The organism is Corallococcus terminator (assembly GCF_049194865.1).
Lineage (GTDB): Bacteria > Myxococcota > Myxococcia > Myxococcales > Myxococcaceae > Myxococcus > Myxococcus terminator_A.
Map to the genome: position 1 here is coordinate 26,176 of NZ_JBLZWL010000003.1, position 17,785 is coordinate 43,960.

Sequence of the window (17,785 nt, forward strand, 5' to 3'; positions counted from 1 at the left end):
CCCGCCTGTCTTTCGAGTCGAGGCAGGCGGCGCCCTCCAATCCCAAGCTCAAGCTGCGCCGGGTGCTCGAACACCGAGGCTTCGTGGTGCGTGAGCTGCCCGGATGCGGCTTCGCACACCGCTTCATCGACACGGTGTAGGCACAGGCGTCCATTGTGCTCGCTGGGCCCACCGGTCCGCGTCACGGCATGGTCCGTCCTGGCTCGTGGACGAGCTGTGCGCAGAGAGACCTGTGTGTCCAAGGCATGCGCCGTGGCCGACAGACGCGAAGCCGTGGCGCTCGTAGCCCGGTGGCGACTGGCCAGCGAATTGAAGTCCAGGCCTCCGGGGCTGTGAGCCCTGCTCAAACTCAACAACCTCTCGAGCAACCCGCTGGCCCTGTGTCAGAGCGCCACGCGAGGATTTGGGTGCTCGGCGGGGGGAGGCCTCAATGCTGTTGGTGGATGTCTGGGAAGAGCATCTCGATGAGGCGTCTTTCCGATGGGAGCAATGGGAGCGAGCGCTCGTGGCTCCGGATGCGACGCTGTCCGAGACGGCGGAGCGGGAAGAACGCCTGCTGGGGAATCTGGAAGGACTGGCGGAGCGGGAGGCACTCGACGCGGTGGTGCGGCCGGCGTTCGACTCGGAGGAAGCGGCTCGCGTCTCCGTCGCGACCCACGCGCTGTTGAGCCAGGGCGCCGTGGACGAAGTGTTGTCGAAGCTGCGAGGAGCGGAGGTCGAACTCCGTGCCGCCATGCGCCGCGCGCTGGAGGTCAGCGAGGCCGCGGGAGTGAGCAAGGCGGTCGAGTCCCTGTTGAAGCTGGGCGACCTGGACCTGCAGGCCCACGTGGTGGAGGCGCTGGCCTTCAGACAGTCCGCGTCGTCGGAGATGCTGGCGCGGTACTTCCTGCATGACGAGCCGAGGGCGCGAATCGCCGCGCTTGGCGGGGCGAGGCCGCTGCCCGAGGAGCTCGCGCGGCGGGTGTTGCCCGCGCTGCTCGGCTCCGCGCATCCGGGCATCCGGCTGGCAGCGGTGGAGGCGGGGCTGACGGCGGGGCTTCGTCTGGCGTGGGACGCGTGCGGCAAGGAGGCACGGGAGTTGGGGGCCGCGAGTCCGGAGGCGATGGTGTTGCTCGCGCTGGGTGGCGGTGAGGAGGACACGGACGTCCTCGTGGGACTGGCGAAGGACGATGAGCTTCGTCCCAGGGCCTTGTGGGCGCTGGGGTTCAGCGAGCGGCTCGCGGCGATGGAGGTCTGCGCGGGGCTGCTCCATGTGCCTGGCGTGGCCCGGCTCGCGGGGGAGGCGTTCTCGGCCATGACGGGGCTTGTGTTGGAGGGGCCGTACGCCCTGCTCGAGGGAGAGGAGCCCGAGGAGGTCGATGACCCGGAGGCGGATCTCACGGTGCGTCCCGAGGATGACCTGCCGTGGCCGAACGCGTCGGCGGTCCGGAGTTGGTGGGCGGAGTCACGGAGCCGCTTCGTGAAGGGACAGCGATATCTACTGGGTCGGCCCTTCAGTGGCGCCGTGCTGGTGGAGGCCTTGGAGACGAGTTCGATGCGGCGTCGGCATGTGCTGGCGCGCGAGTTGGCCATCCGCACGAAGGGGCAGCACGTCATCCCTACAAGGGCCTTCACCACGCGGCAGCGTGAGGCACTTACGCGGGCGCAAGGAGCGAGGCTGGCGCTGGGAAGCGGACCCCTCGTCTCCACGCTTCGCTGAGAGCGACGAGGACACGTCACCATGCCCGTTCTCGAAAACCTCACGCCATTCGCGGCGACCGACTTCCTGACGCAGACGAAGGATGGCGAGGACGGCCTCATCCTCGTCGTATCTGGCAGCTTCACCTTGCCAGCACCTGGACGCGCCTCGGTGGCGCCGCTGGCATTGAGCGAAGTGCAGGCTCCGCCACCGAGAGCGGATGCGTACTGGGGAGCACCGGAGACATCGAGTCTTCGGTATGAAGCACCGTCGTCCTATGCACGGCGGGCGACGGACGTGTTGTTGGAAGGGCGCGCATGGGCATCGCGTGGGCGCAAGGTGACGGGGACGCAGGTGCGAGTGCGCGTGGGGCCCGTGGAGAAGCGAGCACAGGTCTGGGGCACCCGAGTCTGGTATCGGGGGCTGGTTGGACTGAGCGCCTCGGCCCCGCTGCCGTTCGAGTCCCTGCCGCTGCGCTACGAGTACAGCTTCGGAGGCACACGCGCGTCGGGATACGAGGCACGCAACCCTGTGGGGCGCGGCTTCTACACGAGCGGGAAGGAGGCACTGGAGCAACCGCTGCCATCCATCGAGACGCCGGAGGCGCTGGTGCGCGGCTGGGCGGACAGGCCTCCGCCGTGTGGCTTTGGGCCGGTGGCTCGACACTGGCAGCCACGTTTGAGCTGGGCGGGGACATACGACGCCGCATGGGTGGAGCGGCGCGCACCGCTGTGGCCCGTGGACTTCGACGAGCGCTTCTTCCAGGTGGCTCCGGAGGGATTGCAGGCCTCGCCTCACTTGCGAGGAGGTGAGCCGGTGGTGCTGGAGGGAGTGTCCCCGGACGGACCGCTCGCGTTCCACCTCCCGACCTACAGGCTGCTGGCGCGCTGCACGTTCGCGGGGAAGCGGGAGAAGCGGCGCATGACGTTGGACACGGTGCGGTTGGAGCCCGAGGAGCGCCGGGTGGTGCTCACCTGGCGGGCGACGTTTCCGGCGCACCGGAGGTTGGCGACGCATGAGGTGAGCACGGTGCGACTGCTGGAGCCGTGGGAGGACGTGACATGAGCGGGGCGCGAGTGGTGGGGGTGGGGTTGTGCACGCCCATCGGGACGACGACGCACCTGACGCTGGCCTCACTTCGAGCGGGGCTCGTGCGCTTCGCGGAGACACAAGTCGAGGACGACCTTGGGGAGCCCGTGAGGGCCTCGAGGTTGAGTCTCTTGGACATCGCGTCGACACGAACAGAGCGAATGAGCGCATTGGCGCGGCAGGCGCTCGTGGGCGTGAAGCCCGTGCTGGAGCGCTTGCCGCCGAGGGCACGTGTGCCCGTGTACCTCGGGCTCCCGGAGTCCGGGTTGGGAGCACAGGTGGAGCAAGCGGCGTTGGTGTCCGCGCTCCTCGGGGCCGGCGAGGGGCGACTGGAGCTGGCGAAGGTGCACGAGGGAGGGAGAGCGGCCTTCTTTGAAGCACTGGCCACCGCGACAAGAGATCTTCAGTCCGGCCGAGCGGGAGCGCTGGCCTTGGTGGGGGCGGTGGATTCACTGGGGGATGAGGCATCGCTGGAGGCGCTGTCGAAGGCACGGCTCCACCTGGGGAGACAGAACCCGGACGGACGGATTCCTGGCGAGGCCGCGGGCTTCGTCGCGCTCACACGGCCAGGGGCATCGAAGTCACTGGGGTTGGAGGAGACGGGAGTCGTGCTGGGGACAGCGTTGGCGGTCGAGCCTCGTCCCTTCGCGCGGACGGAGCCGGGGCTCGCGGAAGGGCTGACAGAGGCGCTGAGGAGTGTGCGGGGCGACGGGGTGATGGGAGGGCGACGGGTGGATGGAGTGCTGGCCTGTCAGCCGGGAGAGACCTGGTGGGGAACGGAGTTCTCGCGGGCGTATCTGCGAAACGCGGGGCTGATGCCCGAGCCGCTGCGGGTGTACCTCTCGGGAGAAGGGTTGGGGGACGCGGGGGCTGGAGCGGGCCCGGTGATGTTGGGCGTGGCCCTGCATCGAGCGCGATGGAGGGAGCCGGCGGCGCGAAGGACGCTCATCTACGGGAGTGCGGACGGGGGTCGGGTGGGGGCGTGCGTGGTGGAGATGATTCCGAAGTCGTGAAGAGGAGGAACCATGGGACGCGTCTACGCGAATGGCCGTTCGATTCTCCACAAGGGTGACGGCAACACGCACACCTCGGCGGCGCCCGATGTTTGTAAGGTACCGACACCGGGAGGACCTGTGCCGACGCCCTTCGTCAATTCCGCGCAGGACTCGATGCTCACGAAGGGGAGCACGAGCGTCACGATTGAGGGCAACCCCGTGGCGCTGACGAGCTCGGAGTTGAGCACGAGCACGGGAGACGAAGCGGGGACGGCGGGAGGCCTCATCTCCTCCAAGTTCAAGGGGAAGATGGCCTGGGGCAGCGGCAGCGTGGACGTGAAGGTCGAGGGAAAGGGAGTGGTCCGCTACCTCGACGTCACCCTGCACAACGGGAACACCTACAACACCACCTTCATCTCCGGCGGGCGCACGGCCTGGGCCTATGGTGACGACGCGCAGTGCACGGCTTGCGGCAAGTCACTGGACACGCACCGTGTCCACGAGATGGATGACGTCGTGGTCCACATGGACACGGTGTTCCTGAAGCTCATGGAGCGACTCCATGAACAGCGACCTCTCATCGAGGAGTACCTGCGGCTCAAGGCGGAGCGAAACACAAAGGAGCAACGAGCTAATGAAGCCGCAGACATCGCAGCCTTGGCTCTGGCACCCCGAAAGCGGAGACGGGAAGAACTAATTTCTCAACTCAATTCCTCACCCGCCGGAGCCAGCACAACCATCAGGAATGAACTCGCCCCACTCCAATCAGAAATCGCAAACACGGAGAAGAAGAACAAGGAAAGAAGAAAAGAGAACCTCCAATCAATCCAGTCCATCAAACTCGAAATGGACAAAATCAACCACCAGCTCGAAAACATGAAACCCGTCCTCACAAAAGACGAGAGCACTGGAACATACACCAAAGGTTACATGGTCGGCACATGCATCTGTAAATGCGCACACCATCCAAGATTGCTAGCAGCATGCTCTGGCACCACTCCTCTTGGGTTCAAGGAGGCTATCGCCGCCACACCGTTCCAGAGAATCGACGACTTTCGGCCGAGTGAGAATCAAGTGCAGTCGATCAAGGGGCAGTCGCGCAACAAATGGGAGTGCGCAGCGCCCAAGCTGCTCCAGGCCGCTGGAGCGGGTGGCCACAAAGCTCGTACCATGTCCGAGCGCTACTTCTCTCCCATTCTGGAACACCAAGTAAAGGTGACATACAGCCACACCAGCAATCACGGAACCGAGCCAGCCCAAGAAGGAAAATTCGGTCATGGCGAATCCGTTCCTTCTTGCACCACCTGTCAAGAACTCCTTCCAGAAATGCTCTGCGCCAACCAGGAAGAGTGCTCATAAACCATGGAAGAACTACTCGCGCTTCTGGAGAGATACTCGCCTGGATATCGAGAGACGATTCATGGAGTTTTCGACTGGCGACTGGATGAACTCGAAGAAGAATTTGGGCGCCCCCTCCCAACGTTCTACAAGTCCTTCGCCACGACGATGGGACAACAGGGAGGACCTCTTCTTGCCCATGTAAACGTTCGTGAACCACTGCACATCGCTTTTCTCTATGAATCCATCGCAGGAGAAATGCCTCCACGGCGATTCTTGTTTATCTTCGGAGATCCGGACCCGTTGGCCCCCTATCACTACTGGCTCGACTTGGAGGCTCCCTCAGAAGAGGGGGACGGCCAAGTCGTACGAATGCCCTTTGGGGAGAACGCTTGGATAGACAAGCTGCACCGAGACTTCATCAGTCTCCGGGAGATGCTCTTCCTTTGGGCCATGGAAGCCGTCCACCTGCCGAGCTTTCCCTATCAAGCGCGTTACCACCGTGGGAAAGGACCCAAGGCCGGCACAGCCGAGGACCTCGCCCGCCTCCTCGAGAAGACGGGCTTCAACCGACTGCCCTACCCTCGCCACAGCATGCTCTTCGAACGGGAGGACGCCGCCATCCGGCTCTATCGCCTTCCCGATGACTCCACTTTCGACATTCGCGTGGGCATGCACAGCGCCGAGCAACTCAGCCACTTCCAGGCCCTCATCGAGGACAACTCAGACCTCGAAAGGTCGCGCTGGTGACCCCGTCATCCCCGTCACCTCGCCGCGTCCCACCCCGTGGCAATCCTGGGCCGGAATGCACGGGCACTCCTCCCACCTGCTGCGCTGGCTCAGGCTTCCTCCGCGAGAAACAGCCCTGACTCCAGGCCTCACGGCTTCGTCCAGCTCTCGTCCTCGTCAGGCCCGCCGAAGTCGTCCCCCTTCCGGGGCACCTCACGCGTGCGTTTGACGGGCAGCCTCCATCCCCGCCACACGGAGATGAGCCGCACCGCCGCACCCACGACCATCCCCGCCACCAGGGCCAGTCGCCGGTGCCCCGTCAGCGAGAACGCCAGACACACCAGGCTCGCCGCGAACGCGGCGAGCACGTAGTACCCAGGCTCCGGCCTCATCACCGAGGGCGTGCGCCGGATGAGCACATCGCGAATGATGCCGCCCCCCGCCGCGGTGATGATGCCGATGAGCACCGCCGTCCCGGGACTCAGCCCCACCTCCAACGTCCGCTGCGTCCCCGCCACCGCGAAGGAGCCGAGCGTCAGCGCATCCAGCGCAGACAACAGCTTCACCGTCGGCCCGTGCCGCAGCTCGAAGATGAACGCCGCGAACGCCCCCGTGAAGGCCGCGACCAGATACGCGGGCTTCACCAGCACCAGCGGCGGCCCCACCTGGAGCAACGTGTCCCGAAGGATTCCGCCCCCTACGCCGGACACGAGCCCCAGCACCAGGAAGCCCATCAGGTCCATCTTCCGCCGCTCGGCCAGCAGCGCCCCCAACACCGAGCCGGAGAACACCCCCAACAGGTCCGCGACGAGCGTCCCGAAGGAGATGACCTGCTCCTGCACATTCGGTTCAGTCAGGTCGAAGGACATGGCACGCGCGCGGCGGCCCGTCAGCACACCGCCATCCTCCAGCCTGGGGACGCCACCCGCCGCCAGCAACCCGCGCCCGGAGTCCCAGTCGCCGCTCGCACGGCATTCCCACCCCAGCGGGCTGGCACTCGGGCGACAGGACAACATCTCCCTGTCCCCCATGGACGCTTCCCCCCCTCGGGCTCACCTTAAGGGTCCACCCGCGTGTCCCCCGGAGCGAAGGCCATGAACCCTTCCCGATTCGCCGACCGCATCTTCGAGGGCGGAACCCTGCTCACAATGAACGAGCATCAGCCCACCGCCGAGGCGCTGGCCCTCCAGGACGGCCACATCCTCGCCGTGGGCACCCGCGCCGAGGTCCTCGCGCTCCGCGGCCCCGATACGGAGGTCATCCCCCTCCAGGGCGGCACGGTGATTCCCGCCGTCGTCGACAAGCTGTCGAACAACAACAACAACGCGGAAGAAGAGGAGCCGGACCCCCAGGGCACCCTCGCACCGGGCCAGCGCGCCAACTTCGTCGTCCTCTCCGGCAACCCGCTCGTCGTGACGCCCCGCGCCCGCGAGGACCTGCGCGTGCTGCACGTCGTCAAGGACGGCCGCAGCCTCTACTTCGCGGACACGCCACCCACGCGCGAGAAGAAGGACGAAGAGCCCTTCAACGAGGCCCTCTTCCTCGACGAGAGCGGCTGGCTCGTCTGAGCCACCCGCACGCGGCCGCCCCGAGCAACTGTCCGCGACAGAGCACCTCGGGGCGCCAGGCGGGTGGGACCGCACCCAGTCCCGCGTGGGCTATCTGAAAGTTCCGGCGATGTACTCCAGGGGTGACTTCCTCCCACTCCCGGCGTTCTGCGATGGTGGGTGGGAACCCGCACCGGAGAGCCTCATGCTCCGCCGCCTTGGCCCCGCGTTCTTCCTCGGAACCCTGCTGCTCGGGGGTGCCTGCAAGAAGTCACAGGACCCCGCGCCCGCGACTCCGCCGGCGCCCCCTCCCTCCGCGGAGCCCGCGCCCACGTTCGCGCTCTCGCTCCTGCAGGACGCAGCTCCCTCGGGCTGTACCTGGATACGCCAGGACGCCACGGGCATACGCAAGGCCCTGGCCACCGTGGATGCCCCCTGCGAGCGACTGGGCCTGGCCTGGGGCCCGGACGGCAAGCAGGGCGCACTGGTGGACCGGGGCAGCGGCACGCTGCCGCCGCGCGCCTGGAAGGTGGACTTCGACGCACCCCAGGGCCTCGTCCCGCTCGCACTCCCCGACGAGGGCCATACGGACTCACTCGGCTTTGACGCACAGGGCCGTGTCGTCGCGCTCGTGTCCCAGTTGGAGGGACTGACGCGCAAGGAGGAGCGCGGCGAGGAGGTCTTCGTCGTGGACGGCCGCCGGCTGCCGGTGCCGGAAGAGACGGAGGGCAGCCCGGCGGGTCTTGCTCACGCGTACCGCCGCGAGGGCGAGACGTGGAAGCGAATCGAATCCGTGGCGACAGTGTACGAGCGGGAGGACGCGCCGGGCACGACGGCGCTGGCCACCGCGAGCCAGCTGGTGTCCTCGACGTTCGGCGCGGACCCGGATGCGCCCGTGGCGACGGAGCTGACCGAGGACAGCGAGGCGGCGCGCCTGGACGCGGTGGTGAAGGACAAGGGCCACACCGAGTACGGCGCCTGGGTCGCCCTGGAGACGCACGGCGGCCCGCTGTACGCGTGGCGGGCGGCGCGCGAGCTGCCGGTGCTGATGCCGCCGCTGCGCTGGGAGGCGAATGATCGCCTCTCCGAGCCGGAGGCCCTGTCGCTGGAGCCCACGTCGGTGGTGGAGCTGCGCGTGCGGGGCGCCCTGCTGCTCGTGGCGTCGGACCACAGCGCGCGCATCTACGACGCGCGGAGCAAGAAGCGCCTCGCCCAGTTCGACGGCGTGCATGGCGCGCGGTTCTGGCCCAAGCAGCGCACCGTCACCGCGGCCCTCCCTTCCTCGGGGACGTCCGCCGGGCAGTAGCGTCCGGCTGGAGGGCAAGCAGGCCCTCGGGCGGCGGCCAGACAAGCAAGCCAACCCTCGCGCTCATGCCCATCCCTTCGAGGATGCATGAGCGCGCCCGGCAACGCCACCTCGCCCCGGGACACGATGAGCGGCACGAGTCCCCGCCGGACGCCGGCTCAAGGCACTGAAGCCTACGGAGACCGCATCAGCGTCGCCATCATCGCGGCGTAGCCGCCCACGCCCAGGCAGCAGGTGGCGATGGGCACGAACAGCGCGCCGAAGGCGGCCTGTCCCCAGCCCACGCGGTGCAGCTTCTGATACGCGGCCACCCGCACGCCGGCGCTCCAGAAGGGCATCACATACATGCCGCAGAAGGGCACCAGGCCTATCAGGTAGACGCCCTGGGACAGGGCATGTCCGCGCAGCGTCGCCGAGAAGGTGCTCGGCGCGCCCGCCATCCGCAGCACCAGGTGGTCCAGCGCGGAGGCCACCAGCGTGACTCCCGCGCTCAAGAGGGGCATCAGCACCACCCAGAGGACGAGGAAGAACACGACGGCGCCCCGGAAGAAGCTGGGGCCCGGCTCGTCCAGCCCCCGGGACGCGAGGTCCTCATAGGGAACCACCAGCAAGACAGCGCCATAGAGGAGCGTGGTGACGAAGTAGCCGACGAACGCCGTGAGCAGCGCGAAGAGGAGCGAGCTGCCCACGCTCCCCTCCGGTGACATCCGCCCGAACGTCGCACCCGGACGCAGCATCACGTCCACGCACGTCTTCCAGAACGCCTTCGCCCAGCCCAGCTCCGCGCGCTCGTCCCACGCGAGCGGCGAGTACGGCGAGCGCTCATGGCACCCCGCGCAGACCAGCTCGCCGCGAGGCCCTTCGTGCAGACACTGCGAGCACGCGAACGCACCACAGCGCGTGCACGCATGAAAGCTCATCCACTCCGGATGGATGGCGCAGACGGCCACCTGCGAATCGGCGGGAGGAGCGACCAGGAGGGAGGCGCCACACGCCGCGCAGCGCCGAGCGCCGGGTGCGAAGGGGGCCTGACAGAAGGGACACGGGATGCCGGACACGCGAGGCATCCTCGCACAGTCCTCCCGAACGGCCTCGACTCAGAGCGTCTGGCGCGGGCGCACGAGCCCGTGGTCATCCGGCACGGGACCCGAGCCACGGTCCACGCCTGCCCGGTTGGCTGGCGGCTCGGAGGAGGAAGGCTCTGGCCGGGCCTCGCGCGCGCGACGGGCCTGTCTCAGGGCCGCCTTCGCCTCCACCTTGTGGCCCTGGGCCTTCTCCCGCTTCGCCAGCGCCTCCCACAGCTCGGGGGACTCCGGGTGCAGCGCCACCCCCGCGCGCAGCAGCCCCAGCCCCACGCGCGGCGGCGCCTCCGCGTCCATCACCACGCGCTTGAGGAACGCCAACGGCGCCAGGGACACCGCGCCCTGCGGCGTCGCCAGGGCTTCCTGAAGCTGAGCCAGCACCTCTTCATCCCGCTTCACCGTGAGCAGCGCCTGGGACAGCGCCCACCGCGCGTCCACGCTCTTGGGCTGAAGCTCCACCGCCCGCTCCAGCCAGCGCACGCGATTCGCGGCCTGCTTGCGCCAGGCGAAGCCATCCGCGATGCGCAGCAGCTCGTCCGAGTAGTCCGGCCGCACGTCCGGCGACAGCGCCGCCGCCTTCTTCAGCGTGGGCCAGTGCGAGTCCGGGTGCTGCTCCTCGTCCAGCCGCAGGCGGAGCAGCGCCGGCACCTCCGCGCGCTTCCACCCGGCGACGAAGCGCAGCAAGTCTCCGCGCAGCGGCTCGCCGAAGCGCTCCGTGTCCGGCACGCCCTGCGCTTCACACGCCGCCAGGTAGTCCGCGAAGAACGACAGCGGCCCCTCCGCCGGGTACGCCAGCAGCCGCTCCGGGCCGTGGGCCTTCTCCAGCGTGCGCGCCATTCGCGCGCCCACGCGGATGAAGACGGAGCCCAGCTTCGGGTCATGCCCGCTCCGGATGCGCTCCAGCGCGGCCCTCGAGTCCTTGCCGATGAGCTTGCGGTCCAAGAGCTCCGACACGCGCGCGAAGGCGCCCGTCGGGTCCTCATCCGGCGGCAGCGTGCCCGGCCCGCGCGTGGCCCACAGGTGGTACGCCAGGCCATAGCTGGCGATGCGGCCCAGGCCCTCGTACACCACCGAGTCCACCGGGTCCGTGAAGTGCGCGTCCCTGCGCGTGACGCCGCCCTCCAGCACACCCTCCATCAACCGGATGGACAGGCGCCGCAGCCGCTTCGCCTCGCCCTCGATGTTGGTGGCCAGCGCAATCACCGTGTCCTCGGCGGGGAACATCACCAGCAGCGTCGTCGTCTCCGGCTGCCCGCCCGCGTGCGCCACCAGGTAGTGGCCGCGCAAGGGGTAGGTGGCGAAGCCCATGCCGTAGTCCGTGAGGCGCCCGTCGCGCGTGGCCATGGACGCCTGCATCTTCCCCATGGTGTCGCGCTTCACCAGCCGATGGGCCACCACCGCGCGGCCAAAGCCGAGCATGTCCCCCACCGTGGCCCTCGTCCCACCGCCACCGAAGCGACTGGACACGTCCAGGAAGCGCGAGGGCTTCAGCACGCCGTCCTTCACGCGGTAGCCCACCGCCTGGTGCTCGTCGCGCGTCGCGGTGATGTCCAGGTCCGCGTGCTCCATGCCCGCGGGCTGGAAGACATTCTCGCGCAGGTAGTCGCGGTAGGACTTCCCCGACGCGGCCTCCACCGCCGCGCCCAGCAGGTTGTAGCCCCAGGTGCTGTACAGGTAGCGGGTGCGCGGCTCGAAGGCCAACGGCTTCTCGGAGAACGCGGAGATGGCCTCGCCCGTGCTCACCGGCTTCACGTTGTTGCTGGAGGCCACCCCGTCATACGTGGGCACCCCGCTCAGGTGCCCCAGCAGGTCCTTCACCGTGACGGTCCACTGCTTCGCCGGGTAGCCCGGCACCAGCGTGTGGATGTCCGCGTCCAAATCCAGCTTCCCCTGCTCCACCAACTGCAACACGGCGATGGCGGTGAAGGACTTGGTGACGGACGCCATGCGGTACGTCGTGCGCGGCGTCGCCGGCAGGCGCCTGGCCAAATCCCTCAGGCCATAGCCACACACCCAGCGCTGGGCCCCGCGCGTGACACCCACCGTCAGCCCCGCGACGGGCCCCTGGGACAGCTCCGCGCGGACGATGGCGTCCAGCGCCTGCGTCACCTCGGGAGCAAACTCGCGAGGGCCGTCGACGGCCTCCGCGTTGACGGGCTCGCACACCGGGGTGAGGCGCGGCGCGGACAGCGCCGGAGTCGCGAGCAACCACAGCGCGGCGAAGAGCCACCTGGGCTTCATCATGGCGCGGCCTCCACCGTCGACGTGGGCGGGCTTCCGGCGGCGGGCGTCAGCGCGGCCACGCGACGAGAGGCCGGCGGCGTCTCCACCCAGGCGCGCAGCAGCGCGTCCGTCACCAGGTGCCCCAGCACGTCCAGCCCCCGGCCGCGCGGGTGCACCAGGTCCTCGTGCATGAAGCCGGACTGGTGGAAGCGTGACAGCGAGCCCTTGCCGCCCATGGCCGCGTAGAGGTTGAAGAAGGCGCACCCTTCCGCCTGCGTCACCTGGCGCTCCGCGTCGACGACGGCCTCCAGGAAGGGGCGCTGCGTGAAGGCCTTGCCCTGGTCCTTCGAGTCCCGCACCGCGTCCATGGGCCCCACCACCAGACAGGCACTGTTCGGCGCCGCCGCACGCGCGCGACGCAGCAGCGCGCCCAGGTCCGTGCGCAGCGTCTCCAAGTCCGTGCGCTTCCACTCCAGGCGCTTGGACTCGTTGCCGCCCAGGAAGAAGACCAGCAGCCGGGGCTCGCGCTCCGCGAGCTGCGAGCGCAGCGCCGCGTCATCCAGGCGCGCATAGAGGCTCGCATCCGCGGACGGCACCCCGAGCATGTCCAGGACGATGCCGGGCCGCGCCTGCTGCAACACCACGCCCTGCACCACCGCGCCCTTCGCCTCGGCGACGATGTCCACCGACGTCGTGCCCGGGGGCAGCTCGAAGCGCGTGGCCCTGGACTCGCCGCTTCCCTCGGGCTCCGTCCGCGCCAGCACCGTGTCTCCACTCAGCACCGTGAGCGCGCCGCCCTTCGGGACGTCCAGCCACCACAGGGTGCCGCGCGGCTCGCCCTCCAGCTTGAAGCGGCTGCGCGCCTTGGCCACGGTGGCCACGTGGTACACGCCGGTGATGCCGAACGGGTGCGGGGGCTTGCGCAGCTCGCCCAGCGTGCGGGGCTCCCACCCGCCCTTGCTGTAGCCGGTGCGTCCGCGCCCACCGTAGGGCGCCATCCGGTCCACCAGCAGCACGCCCCGGCCCGCCGCGCCGAAGCCCGCGCCCAAATCATCCCGGAGGATGTCCACGATTCGGTCCCCCGCGATGAGCGAGTTGCCGAAGGCCTCGATGACGGTGGGCCCCGTCGCCGTGCCGGAGGACAGCGCATCCAGCGACTCGAAGAAGGGCGCCAGCGCGGTGCGCTCGCACCCCGTGCCCGCGGGCGCCACGCACGGGTCATCCACCTTCGCCCCGGGCGCACCCAGCTTCACCGCCAGCGCCTGCGTCGCGCGCGTACGCTCCGTGGGCTCCGGCGCCACCCGACGTGAGGCGGGCTCGGGGGCGGTCGGGACGTCTGGCACGGACCGCGCCACCGCCGCCGCCGGAGGGGCCGTGACGGGCTCCGGAGCAGCGGTGAGGGGGCGGACCTCGGAACCAATTTCACAGGCGGCCAAGAGGCCACAGCAGACCAGGACGTGGAACACGGCCCGCCGTCCACCCCACCCGACTTCCGAATGCGTCATGCGGCGTGCAGCGTAGACGAACTCTTCCGCCCGCGCATTTTCCCGGCACGCCAGCCTCCCTGCTCCTCGGGGGAGCGCCGGGCGGAGACACGCTCGCACCTTGCCTCCTGGTTTCCCGCAACCCTGCGACACCCAGGGCCTCCGACTGGGCGGACATGCGAAATCCAGGGTCCACCCGTCAACACCTTCACTTCACTTGGGACGCGGCATCCCCAGATTAGTCGTCACCCAATATGGAGAATGCGAAGAACAAGGTAGCGACCTGGACGAGGTTCCATCGCAAATTCGGCGGTCATGTACGCGAGCTTCGTAACAACCGCGCGCTCACCCAGGAGGCGCTCGCGGAGCGGTGCGACCTCTCGGTGGACGCCATCCGCCGCATCGAACGCGGAGCGTTTTCGCCGTCCCTGGATACGCTCGGCAAGCTGACGACAGGCCTGGACGTGTCGCTCAAGACGCTCTTCAACGGCTTCGAGCAGGGACGCACCGAAGAAGTGGCGGAGATCTGCGACTTCCTTTCCGGCCTCTCTGGCCATGAGGTGAAGCTCGCCTGGAGGGTGCTCCAGGCCATGTTCGAGGAAACCTGAGGACCTCTTCTGCCGGTGCGAACCGGCAGATGTTCCCTGTACCTCGCAGCCACGCTGTCCTACGGGAGACCTCTCATGCCAGGTGCCTCCGAAGGAACCCTTCTCGTCGTGGAGGATGACGCGGACCTGCGTGCCTCCGTTGTCGACGTCCTCACGAGCGCCGGCTATCGCAGCGCCGTCGCGAAGGACGGACTGGAGGCGCTCACCTGGCTGGAGGTGCACGGGCGGCCCGCGCTGGTGCTGCTGGACATGGAGATGCCTCGCATGGATGGACGGGCCTTCCTGGAGCGCATCACCCGCCACCCCGCATGGGTCGGGCTGACCGTGGTGGCCCTGACGTCCCGCCAGGTGCACCATCCGGCCGTGCTCGACACCCTGCTCAAGCCCTTCGACGGGCACGCCCTCCTGGAGCACGTGCCCCACTGGCTGCGCCACTCGCGCCCGCCCGGAAAGCCCTGAAGCACGATTCCATTGCGCACAATGGACCTGGGCCGCATGTTGTGGGGAGGAACCGCCATGCCCCAGCCCAAGAAGCGTGTCGACGCGCTCCACCTCGACGAGCAGCTGTGCTTCACCCTCTATTCGACGGTGCACCTGCTCAACCGGACGTACCGGCCGCTGCTGGAGAAGCTGGGCCTCACCTATCCCCAGTACCTGGCGATGATGGTGCTGTGGGAGGAGGACGACGTCACGGTGAAGGCGCTGGGGGAGCGGTTGCTGTTGGACTCGGGGACGCTGACGCCGCTGCTCAAGCGGCTGGAGGCGGCGGGGCTCGTCAAGCGCGAGCGGGACGTGCTGGACGAGCGCCAGGTGCGCATCCGGCTGACGACCACGGGCCGCGCGCTGCGCTCGAAGGCGGAGTGCGTGCCCGTGTCCATCCTGGAGGCGTCGGGGACCTCCCTGGAGGAGCTGCGGGACGTGAAGGCCCGCGTCCTCGCCATCCGCGAGGCGTTGAGCGCGCGGCTGGAAGAGGAGCCCCCTCTCCCGCCCGCGAGCAAGCGCCGCAAGTCGGGGTAGCTACACCTGCGTCTTGAGGACGTCCTTCAGCCCGTTGGTGCCCTTCTCGACGATTCGGCTCACCAGGTCCAACACCTGCGCGTAGCGGTACATGGACGCCTGGAGCGACAGCAGCTCCGCGTTGGAGTAGCGCGAGCCGGAGGACGCGGACCGGATGATGTGGTCCAGCACGCGCTGGCCCTGCTCCAGCTCCTGGACGAAGCGGGAGATGCCGTTGAGCACCGTCCCGTCCATCCTCGCCACCGGGGGCACCACTCCGACGGAGGCGACCTCCTGCGGAGCACTCGGGCTCGGGACGTGACTTGCCTTGTCCGCGAGGACGCCATCGAACCGGGAGGCCTCGAACTTCTCGGCCGCGACACGCGTGGGAGGCGGCGCGGAGTGCAGCGGAAGTGACATGGGTGCGGCGGACAGCGGGCTCGTCATGGGATGAGGTCCCCTCAGGGTGCGGAGCAAGGCGCCAATCGCGAGTATCCGCGCCAGGGCTGACAGCCTCCTGGCACGGCGCACGAGCCCATCCTCCGGAGTCGCCCCACGCTGGAGCGCGGGTCATCCCCCCACGTCACGCACGCTGAATCCGTGTACCCCACGCCTTCAGGCGCTCGATGACGTGGGCCGAGTCTAACACTCCCTCGGGCGAATAAAGTCCGGGCCCGACGGGCGCGCCGCCCACGAGCCCCACCAGGCGCTCCACCGCGAGCGCAACGCCCCGTCCGCTCAGCTCCGAGTGAACATCCCCATCAACGAGCGTGTGACGGACGTGCGTCATCGTCCCGTCCGGCAGCTCACCGGTCAGCTCGATGACGACCTCATGGCCTGGTCCCTCGCCGGGCTTCCGGCTGGACGCGGCCCGCATCGCGAAGTCGAGCCGCACCGTGCTCGCGTCCGTCACCGCCGCGAGCGTGGCCACGTCCAGCAGGGGATAGGCGCGGCCTTTCCACTGCGTGCCATCCGCGCCCTGGAAGGTCCGCGTCACGTCCTCCTCCTCGGTGGCCCAGAGGAACTTCCCGTCCTTGCGAATCAGCGGGCTGGGCACGCCCTTCGTCAGGCGCTCCATGTCCCCGTTGGCGGCCGGACCTCCCACGTCCTCCTCGTCGAAGACGGCGCCAATCTGGATGGCGTGGACCTTCTTCAGCTCGCGCGCGAACTGGAGGGTGGCCAGGGCCACGGTGCCGCCCAGGAAGTGTCCCAGGAAGAGCACGGGCGCCGCCGTGGGCTGTTGGATGTGGAGGGCGACCTCCGGGCCGATGTCGAAGACGAAGTCGGAGAAGGAGACGTACGGCATGCCCTTTCCCTGCGCGTACTTCATCGAGCGCAGGGAGTCGTCCTTGAGCAGCACCACCATGGCGCTGAAGGCGGCGTCCGGTGGCAGCCCCAGGTCCTCGCGCTCCAGGTCGATGCGCACGGCCTCCGCGTGGCCCAGCTCCCGCGCGAGCGCCGCGGCCTTTTTCACATCACGTCCTCCGATTCGGAGGGCCAGCTCCGGGTGCAGCTCGCGCAGGGCCTTCACGGCGCGGCGTCCGACGACGCCGGAGCCACCGATGACGAGGACGGGCTTCAGGTTCGATGCATTCATGTGGGGACTCCTGTGGGGAGATGATGAGGGGACGTCATGCGCGACGAAGCCGGGTGCCGGACTCCTGGAGTCGGCGCAGCAGGTACTCCGGCTCGATGAGGACATGGGGGAGGTAGAGCCCCGGTGCGACGGGCGCGCCTCCCGCGAGGCCGAGCAACCGCTCGACGCCCACGGCCACGCCCACCGCCGTCATCGGAGCCTGTCCCTCCGGGTGCATCAACTCGTGACGCACGAGCGTCCGGGTGCCGTCGTGCAGCGTGCCTTCGAGCTCGAAGATGATTTCGGTGGAGAAGGGCTCGCCACGGCGGCGCGGCGCGGAGGTGCCGACGGCGACATCGAAGCGGATGGACTTCGCCTGCGTCGCGGCGGCGAGGCTCGCGGGGTCCATCATCGAGTACGCCTGCCCCTGGACGTCCTGCCCTCCTCCGTCGCGGAAGGTGCGCAGCGCCGCGTCGCCTCCCACCCAGCGCCACTGTCCATTCTCCAGGATGAGGTTGTTGGGCGTGGCCTTCGACTGCCGCTCCAGGTCCGCGTACGCGGCGGCCCCGCCCACGTCCTGCTCGTCGAGCACGGCGCCGATGGCGATGGACTCCAGCGCCCGGAACTCCCGGGCGAACTGGAGCACGGGCAGCGTGGCGGCACCCACCAGCCAGGTGCTTCCCAGGAGGATGGGCGAGCGCGTGGGCTGGTGCATGTGGAGGGCGACCTCGGGAGCGACCTCGAACAAGCTCGTGGAGATGCCCAGGTACGGCAGCCCGTGCGCCTGCGCGTACCGCAGCGAGTTCAGCGTGTCGTCCTTCACGAACAGGACGACGGCGCTGTAGGCGCGGCTCGAGGGCTGGCCCAAATCAGGCCGCGACAGGTCCACCGTCGCCGCGTCGGCGAGGCCGACCTCGCGGGCCACCGCCTGGGCGCGGGACAAGTCCCGGCCGCCAATCGTGAGCGGCAGGTCCGGTTGCAGCCGACGCAGGGCCTTGGCGGCCAGGGCGCCGACGACGCCCGAGCCACCAATGATGAGGACGGGTTTCCGAGGGTTCGAAGACATGACGGGTGCGCTCCCCTGCCCCGAGAGGCAGTGGTTGAGGGTGCCGGAGGGCCGGCGGGAAATGGCGC

General features: G+C 68.9%; 17 protein-coding genes. 10 read left to right on the plus strand and 7 right to left on the minus strand.

Annotated elements, in window-relative coordinates:
* Positions 1-430: 430 nt before the first annotated feature.
* From ACN469_RS04175 to ACN469_RS04195, 5 genes are read left to right on the plus strand one after another with little or no spacing between them, the layout of a single operon-like run.
* A complete protein-coding gene (locus tag ACN469_RS04175; protein ID WP_498764350.1) occupies positions 431-1,699 on the plus strand; it encodes a TIGR02270 family protein in 1,269 nt (422 codons plus the stop codon).
* Between the two features lie 21 nt (positions 1,700-1,720).
* Positions 1,721-2,743, plus strand: coding sequence for a DUF2169 family type VI secretion system accessory protein (locus tag ACN469_RS04180; protein WP_498764352.1), 1,023 nt, complete (start codon positions 1,721-1,723; stop codon positions 2,741-2,743).
* Positions 2,740-3,780 (plus strand): 3-oxoacyl-ACP synthase, encoded by a 1,041-nt coding sequence (locus ACN469_RS04185; protein WP_498764354.1) that lies wholly within the window; start codon positions 2,740-2,742, stop codon positions 3,778-3,780. The genes ACN469_RS04180 and ACN469_RS04185 overlap by 4 nt, the downstream gene beginning before the upstream one ends.
* Positions 3,781-3,792: 12 nt before the next feature.
* A complete protein-coding gene (locus tag ACN469_RS04190) occupies positions 3,793-5,121 on the plus strand; it encodes a PAAR-like domain-containing protein (protein ID WP_498764356.1) in 1,329 nt (442 codons plus the stop codon).
* 3 nt (positions 5,122-5,124) lie between these two features.
* A complete protein-coding gene (locus ACN469_RS04195) occupies positions 5,125-5,850 on the plus strand; it encodes a hypothetical protein (protein ID WP_498764358.1) in 726 nt (241 codons plus the stop codon).
* A gap of 128 nt (positions 5,851-5,978) precedes the next feature.
* On the opposite strand, the gene ACN469_RS04200 is transcribed toward ACN469_RS04195, so the two are convergent.
* Complete coding sequence (locus ACN469_RS04200; protein WP_498764360.1) at positions 5,979-6,860, minus strand: trimeric intracellular cation channel family protein; 882 nt, start codon at positions 6,858-6,860, stop codon at positions 5,979-5,981.
* A gap of 63 nt (positions 6,861-6,923) precedes the next feature.
* Here ACN469_RS04200 and ACN469_RS04205 point away from each other — a divergent pair, with 63 nt between their 5' ends.
* Positions 6,924-7,397, plus strand: a complete 474-nt coding sequence (locus tag ACN469_RS04205) for an amidohydrolase family protein (RefSeq protein WP_498764362.1) — start codon at positions 6,924-6,926, stop codon at positions 7,395-7,397.
* 184 nt (positions 7,398-7,581) lie between these two features.
* The gene (locus ACN469_RS04210; protein WP_498764364.1) at positions 7,582-8,682 is read left to right on the plus strand and encodes a hypothetical protein; all 1,101 of its coding nucleotides are present in this window, start codon (positions 7,582-7,584) and stop codon (positions 8,680-8,682) included.
* Between the two features lie 173 nt (positions 8,683-8,855).
* Here ACN469_RS04210 and ACN469_RS04215 read toward each other — a convergent pair whose 3' ends face one another.
* From ACN469_RS04215 to ACN469_RS04225, 3 genes are read right to left on the minus strand one after another with little or no spacing between them, the layout of a single operon-like run.
* The gene (locus tag ACN469_RS04215) at positions 8,856-9,749 is read right to left on the minus strand and encodes a YIP1 family protein (RefSeq protein WP_498764366.1); all 894 of its coding nucleotides are present in this window, start codon (positions 9,747-9,749) and stop codon (positions 8,856-8,858) included.
* A 30-nt stretch (positions 9,750-9,779) separates the two neighbouring features.
* A complete protein-coding gene (locus ACN469_RS04220; protein ID WP_498764368.1) occupies positions 9,780-12,008 on the minus strand; it encodes a serine hydrolase domain-containing protein in 2,229 nt (742 codons plus the stop codon).
* Positions 12,005-13,453 carry a GDSL-type esterase/lipase family protein gene (locus tag ACN469_RS04225; RefSeq protein WP_498764370.1) on the minus strand — a complete coding sequence of 483 codons (1,449 nt, stop codon included), beginning with the start codon at positions 13,451-13,453 and terminating at the stop codon, positions 12,005-12,007. The genes ACN469_RS04220 and ACN469_RS04225 overlap by 4 nt, the downstream gene beginning before the upstream one ends.
* Positions 13,454-13,725: 272 nt before the next feature.
* Between ACN469_RS04225 and ACN469_RS04230 the strand changes: the two genes are divergently transcribed.
* The 3 genes from ACN469_RS04230 to ACN469_RS04240 all read left to right on the plus strand — a co-directional run bounded on the left by ACN469_RS04230 (position 13,726) and on the right by ACN469_RS04240 (position 15,096).
* Positions 13,726-14,079, plus strand: coding sequence for a helix-turn-helix domain-containing protein (locus tag ACN469_RS04230; RefSeq protein WP_498764372.1), 354 nt, complete (start codon positions 13,726-13,728; stop codon positions 14,077-14,079).
* Between the two features lie 75 nt (positions 14,080-14,154).
* Positions 14,155-14,538, plus strand: coding sequence for a response regulator (locus tag ACN469_RS04235; RefSeq protein ID WP_498764374.1), 384 nt, complete (start codon positions 14,155-14,157; stop codon positions 14,536-14,538).
* 57 nt (positions 14,539-14,595) lie between these two features.
* A complete protein-coding gene (locus tag ACN469_RS04240; protein WP_498764376.1) occupies positions 14,596-15,096 on the plus strand; it encodes a MarR family winged helix-turn-helix transcriptional regulator in 501 nt (166 codons plus the stop codon).
* On the opposite strand, the gene ACN469_RS04245 is transcribed toward ACN469_RS04240, so the two are convergent.
* The 3 genes from ACN469_RS04245 to ACN469_RS04255 form a co-directional block, all read right to left on the minus strand.
* Positions 15,097-15,522: an ATP-dependent helicase HrpB gene (locus tag ACN469_RS04245; RefSeq protein WP_498764378.1), complete on the minus strand. Its 426-nt coding sequence runs from the start codon at positions 15,520-15,522 to the stop codon at positions 15,097-15,099.
* Positions 15,523-15,658: 136 nt separating this feature from the next.
* Positions 15,659-16,672 (minus strand): NAD(P)-dependent oxidoreductase, encoded by a 1,014-nt coding sequence (locus ACN469_RS04250; RefSeq protein ID WP_498764380.1) that lies wholly within the window; start codon positions 16,670-16,672, stop codon positions 15,659-15,661.
* 34 nt (positions 16,673-16,706) lie between these two features.
* On the minus strand, positions 16,707-17,717 hold the full coding sequence (locus ACN469_RS04255; protein ID WP_498764382.1) for an NAD(P)-dependent oxidoreductase: 1,011 nt from the start codon (positions 17,715-17,717) through the stop codon (positions 16,707-16,709).
* Positions 17,718-17,785: the final 68 nt, after the last annotated feature.